General features: G+C 52.4%; 4 protein-coding genes. 1 reads left to right on the top strand and 3 read right to left on the bottom strand.

All coding sequences use genetic code 11. The features are described 5' to 3' along the window. Window positions 1-327 precede the first annotated feature (327 nt). A complete protein-coding gene (locus tag QEH59_RS18085; protein ID WP_308986787.1) occupies window positions 328-1,269 on the top strand; it encodes a restriction endonuclease in 942 nt (313 codons plus the stop codon). 1,357 nt (window positions 1,270-2,626) lie between these two features. Here the strand turns inward: QEH59_RS18085 and QEH59_RS18080 are convergent. The 3 genes from QEH59_RS18080 to QEH59_RS18070 all read right to left on the bottom strand — a co-directional run bounded on the left by QEH59_RS18080 (window position 2,627) and on the right by QEH59_RS18070 (window position 5,651). Continuing rightward, on the bottom strand, window positions 2,627-3,949 hold the full coding sequence (locus QEH59_RS18080; protein WP_308986786.1) for a peptidylprolyl isomerase: 1,323 nt from the start codon (window positions 3,947-3,949) through the stop codon (window positions 2,627-2,629). Window positions 3,950-4,766: 817 nt separating this feature from the next. Further along, window positions 4,767-5,177, bottom strand: a complete 411-nt coding sequence (locus QEH59_RS18075) for a pyridoxamine 5'-phosphate oxidase family protein (protein WP_308986785.1) — start codon at window positions 5,175-5,177, stop codon at window positions 4,767-4,769. A gap of 318 nt (window positions 5,178-5,495) precedes the next feature. Next, window positions 5,496-5,651 (bottom strand): hypothetical protein, encoded by a 156-nt coding sequence (locus QEH59_RS18070; protein WP_308986784.1) that lies wholly within the window; start codon window positions 5,649-5,651, stop codon window positions 5,496-5,498. Window positions 5,652-5,932: the final 281 nt, after the last annotated feature.

Here is a 5,932-nt window from a genome sequence, read left to right as displayed (position 1 = left end):
GCCATTGGCCCAAAGTCAGGATAAGAAGCGAATCCAGAGAACCAGTTCTAATTACGGTCTTAGAAAGGGCACTTTGAATTATGCAATGGCATTGCAGCAAGTGACGCCCCTACAAAAAGAATCCGTAATCTAATTCTTAAAAAATCAACAGATTCAACGACTGGCCGGCTTTAATTCTCTTTTTTTCTGCAAGCACGATTCATATGCCAAAAAATCTAATTCTTGAAAATTCAACAGAGAACAAACGATAAATAGAATTAAAATTCAGACTTCGAAGTCGCCAAAGACTTCCGGGAATGCTTAAAACTTAATTTAGATTGATACAACATGCAGAAGAATCCAGATCTACTCCCGACATGGGACCAGTTTCTAAAACCACTACTCGAGCTTGCGAGTCAGGGGCCGATCATGCGGCGCACCAGTGTTCAAAAAATAGCCGAGAAATATGATTTCTCCGAAGAGATCCGAAGCTCAAGAACTAAAAGTGGACAGACACACATACAGAATCGAGCGGGCTGGGCCATGAGCGCTTTAGTCAAAGCGAAATTCATTCAGAAGCACCCCACTGCAAAGTTTACCTATCAAATTACCGACAAAGGAAGTGAATACCTGAAGGCACACACGGGATCAATCACCGTTCAAGACCTAAAGAATCTAGAGGGTTATGAAGCAGCCTGGAAGGCAGCGAGTCGGAAGAAGCAAAATCCTGAATCAGAAGAATCGCCAGCAGACGACAGTCTAGCACAGAGCACACCCGATGAACTAATCGACACTGCCTACAATAGATTACATCGCTTACTCGCCGACGAGCTGCTAGAGAATATGTTTGCGATGGACCCCTACAAGTTTGAACAACTCGTAGTTGATTTACTTTTTGCAATGGGCTATGGCGGCTCACGGAGTGAAGCGGCTCAAGTCACTAAAAAATCAAATGATGAGGGCATCGACGGAATCATCAACGATGATCGGCTCGGTCTCGATGTCATCTACATCCAAGCCAAACGTTACCAGCAAGAGTCGACAATCGGACGTAAAGAAATCCAAAGTTTCGTTGGCGCACTGGCTGGCAAACAAGCAAATAAAGGAGTCTTCATCACCACGAGCAGCTTTAAGACCACTGCCATCGATTATGCGGAAAGCATCTCACAGAAAGTAATATTGATCGACGGCACTCGCCTTGCCGATCTGATGATTGAACACAACATCGGCGTATCAACCGTGCGCACAGTCGAACTAAAACGACTCGATTCAGATTACTTTGAGGGTTAAACGATAGTGGCAAGGTGATGTCGGGTGCATCTGCGTAAATTCGCGTCCATCTGCGGTTATTATTGAGGGCTAGACATTTCGCTGGAGAAGCTAGGAGCATCCTCAGCCTGGCCTATCCAACGGCGGTCGTCACAAGTGAAGCCCCGACAAAAAGAATCCGCAACCGAACTGCCTCCTCAGGTTTCAGACCGAGACTACGTGTTTATTCCACAGACTGTCCTAAAACGCCAGCACCTGCAGTCCATCGACGGAATAATCGCATAACAAATTCTCTAACCGATCCTGAGTGATGTCGGAACTACCGGAGAGCACTTATTGAAAAATTTCAATGCGATCTTCAGTGCTGAGTGTATTGAGGCAGGCGTCATCCCGAAAGAAATTCATAAATTCCTGGCGAGTGATACTGGTATAATCTAATTTCATAACCATCTGAGACCGGACAAGCTCACAACCGGCAAGAACAATCAGGAAACTGCACGATCCAAACAATGAGGTTCAGCGAACGAAAGAAAAGCAGGAAGTATGGACTTTTTTGAAGCTGCCGCGAGAGAACGCCCGGATTCCCGGGATCGCCAATCTCCGTATTGGCTGCGGTGGTTGCGGGCTTAAACGACGCTCCCCGATCCAGAGGATCGAGGCTACGAAAGAGTGCCGGGCTTTCCCCGGGATCGCCAATCTCCGCATTGGCTGCGGTGGCTGAGCAACAACTTTTTAGGAACGTTTGAAGTGCGCTTTGGCTAGCGCGCCCTCCTCATTCGGCGTTGGGCGGGACGCCCACTCTCCATATTCACACTCCCGAGAACTACACGTGGCCGCTTGGAAGCGGGACTTGTAGCCCTGTTCGCCGGGCCTCTTCCATTCGATGTTCAATGTTGGCCTTATGTGTCTGTATGTCCCCTAAAGCCTTTAGACGATAAAAGAAGATGACTACGCTGTCAGAGAATCTGCGAGTGATGGGATTCTATTAATAAGCGTGTCATTAGCGGTGATAAGCGGTTAAAAAAATGCGTTAGGCAAGCACAGTTAACGCGGCAGATTGGCTGCGGTGGCGCAGGCTTAAACGACGCTCCCCGATCCTCAGGATCGAGGCTACGATAGAGTGCGGGGCTTTCCCCGGGATCGCCAATCTCCGCATTGGCTGCGGTGGCTGAGCAGCTACTTTCTAGGAACGTTTGAAGTGTGCTTCAGCTCGCGCGCCCTCCTCATTCGGCGTTGGGCGGGACGCCCACTCTCCATATTCACACTCCCGAGAACTACACGTGGCCGCTTAAGTGCGGGACTTGTAGCCCTGCACTCGCGTCATCTCCCATTCGATGTTCGATGTTGCATGTTCGATGTTGGACGTTCCCAATTTTTCTTAAGGTCCTGGAGCCCAGGTAAAGGTGCCTCGGAAGGGACTCGTGAGAGTCTCGTCTGCATTGACGGGGCCGTTGTACCAACCGCTGCTGTCGCTGTGAAAGGAGAGCTGGGCTTGGATGGCTGTGATTCCGTAGGGCCCCACGGGGCCGTCGAAGAAAACCACGACTTCGCGGGCAGCTAGGCTGCGGGCGTAGGTGTAATAGTTCGGGCTGGTGAAGATGCCGCTGGTGGGGATGCCATAGAGTGTCGAAGTGTTCGGTCGATAGTATTGCGTAATCGCGCCAGTGGTGACGATTGCGTCGGTATCTTCAAAGGACCAAGTGCCAGCGCCGGCACCATCGAAAGTGAGCGTGAGCGTGCCGCCCTCCACTGCCATAACGAGCGTATCGCCAGCGCTAAAAATATCAGCAGGTAGGTCGGGCGTGTGACTATAGTCGACCCCTGCCATCGTGACAAAGCCGCGGTCGCCGGCAAACAGGTTTGTAAGCTCCACTTCTGCAGCAGAGTCATTGCCCATGCTCAAAATATTTGTAACGCGGGTCCAGCTCTCTAGATCGTTGCCGTAATACAGGGGATAATCCCACTTGTGCTGGCGTGACCATTGTAGGAAAAATTGACTATTTTCGACATCGTGACGCAGGCGAAGCTTTATGCCGTGCACGGTGGGCAGGCCGAGTGCGGGGTCGTGAATATCGAAGCTGGCCAAGTCGGGCCCGGAGAAGCTCACGGACTCGATGCTGATCGGCGTTAAGGGACGATCGCTGCTGTCGGTCGGAAAGTTGTCACTGGATTTAAAAGCATCGATCACTGCGCGGCTGCCGGGCACGCTGGCATCGTCGATGACGATGCCGAACACAGTATGTAAGTCATCGAGGTGACTGGAATCCTCCAGTGTGATAAAAAACTGTGAGCCATTGGAATTGACGCCTGAGTTTGCCATCGAAACGACATAGCTGCCATTGTGGCGGAGGGAGGGATCGAACTCGTCTTGGAAGACATAGCCGGGGCCGCTGGCTCCGGTGCCGAGCGGATCGCCGCCCTGGATCATAAAATCGTGAATGAGGCGATGGAAGCTAAGACCGTCGTAATACGGCACCCCGCTCTGCACGGCGCCGGTCGTCGGCGAGATCCAGGCGCGCTCGCCGGTAGCGAGCCCGATGAAATTGGCGACGGTGCGGGGAGCAGCTTGATGGTGGAGCTGCACCCGGATGCTACCGAGTGAGGTGCCGCCTTCGGCCAGGGAGATATCGGCATAGATCTGTGCTGTGAGCCGAACCGTGACGAGGAGCGAAAGTAGTAGGAATAGTAGGATACGTTGCACACCAGCGACTGTGCAAGGCCCTGACCGCGGATCAACTGTAAATCATACCGTTGATGGGGGCGGAGGGGGGAAACTTGAACCGTTAATTTACGTTAATTGGCGTTAATCTTATATGACGCTGGAACTTGTAAGGACGTGGACTTGTAAGGACGCAACTTGGGAGAATCGAATGATGGGGTTCGAATCATAAGCGTGTCATTAGCGGTGATAAGCGGTTAAAAAATGCGTTGGGTCAGCACAGCAGATACGATCGCCTTCCCGGGATCGCCAATCTCCGCATTGGCTGCGGTGGTTGAGCAGCGACGACTTTCTAGAAAACTTGAAGTGCGCTTCAGCTAGCGCACCCTCCTCATTCGGCGTTGGGCGGGACGCCCACTCTCCATATTCACACTCCCGGAAACTATGCGCAGCCGCTTAAAAGCGGGACTCCTAGCCCGGCACTCGCCCCTCTTTCATTCGATGTTGGGCGTTCGATGTTCGCCCCATGCTTCGCTCTGCGAGCTTCCTCCTACGCCTATAGGCTTCCTCCTACGCTCTTCGAGCTACGGCGGACGTGACGGCGGACATGATGCAGGGCAAGCAGTCCATAAGCGGCGACTCTGACGCGGGCGTCATAAATGAAGCCCCTACAAAAGGAACCTCTTGGCAAACTCCGCACTTCCTACTCCTCCGTGCTCTCTGCGCGCTCTGCGGTTAATATAAGCGCTGGATTGGACCACAGAGCACAGAATTGGGAATGTCCAATGATGAATGAAAAACACACCATTCACAATTCGATGTTGGACGTTGGGCGTTCGACGTTCCGCCCCTTCACACTTCAAAGGCCGAGTTGCTCGGAGCCTTTGTAGGCTTGGGTGATTTGGATCTCGACGACGCCTCTTAAACTGAACTCGGGTTTGGCGAGGCATTGACCTTCTTCAAAGAGGGGCCCCTCGCTGGCGTAGCGGACCTGCCCTTTGAGCTGATACGCGGAGTGGTCTTTGGCGAAAAAGAGAAAGGACACTTGAGCGCAACCTTGCTGCAGGTTTTTCAAGGTCTTGCCAAAGTGGACATCCCCGATCAAGACGCGGCCGTCGGCGCGTAGCGCACACATGCTGACGTAAATGGTGTTGGGCACGCCCTCGGTATCAACCGTGGTGAATACGGCCACGGGATCGCGAACTTCCCAGGCTTCGAGGATTTCTTGCGGTAGCTGAATCATACCGTGCACGCTGTGAAATCTAGGCATGCTGGCAAGCGAACGCCTGCAAGTGGAGCTAAACAGCAGTGAAGTTGATAGGGGCCATAAGAACCGCGAAGCTTACGTGAGGATGGGAGGACGTGGCGGCTGATCAGACGTGGGGTTTTGAACCGTTCCGTCTTCATTTCATTACGCCGTGACATGTAATTTACGTGAATTTACGTGAATCTTATATGACGCTGGAACTTGAACCGTTAATTTACGTTAATTTGCGTGAATCTGATACGACGCTGGAACTTGTAAGGACGTGGGCTTGCAAGGACGCTGACGTGGGAAGACGCGGCTTATCTTGTATGATGCTGGATACTAGTAAGGGCTTGGGCTGGGACGACGCTCCCCGATCCGGAGGATCGAGGCTACGGGATGCTCGCCGCGTGGCTTTCCCCCGGGATCGCCAATCTCCGCATTGGCTGCGTTGGCCGAGCCGCGAATCTGGCGCGAGCGACGAGCGAGCTCGCACACTACTTCCCACACGCAGCCGCTTAAAAGCGGGACTCCTAACCCGGCACTATGGGCGTTCCCTTCTTTCCACTTCCAAAGTAGCCTCGGTTCTTCGAACCGGGGAGGAGTCTCGAGTGTGATCTAATTCATCGGCGTGTATCAGCGTTCATCTGCGGTTAAATACAGAACGCATGCACGACGCGGGCGTCACAAGTGAAGCCCCTGCTATGTTAGTTTGTGTCAAGAACGTAGAAGCTGTTAGTTGGTTTTTACATATAAAAGTTTGGTTTCTCTTAGTCTCA

The organism is Thalassobacterium sedimentorum (genome assembly GCF_031127905.1).
Taxonomy (GTDB): domain Bacteria; phylum Verrucomicrobiota; class Verrucomicrobiia; order Opitutales; family Coraliomargaritaceae; genus Thalassobacterium; species Thalassobacterium sedimentorum.
Note: the sequence above shows the minus strand (reverse complement) of the source record. Positions and strands in the feature narration are given on the sequence as shown.

Excerpts from the sequence above, each read along its gene's own strand:
- QEH59_RS18085 (WP_308986787.1), top strand. The coding sequence starts at position 328 with ATGCAGAAGAATCCAGATCTACTCCCGACATGGGACCAGTTTCTAAAA.
- QEH59_RS18075 (WP_308986785.1), bottom strand. The coding sequence starts at position 5,177 with ATGCCTAGATTTCACAGCGTGCACGGTATGATTCAGCTACCGCAAGAA.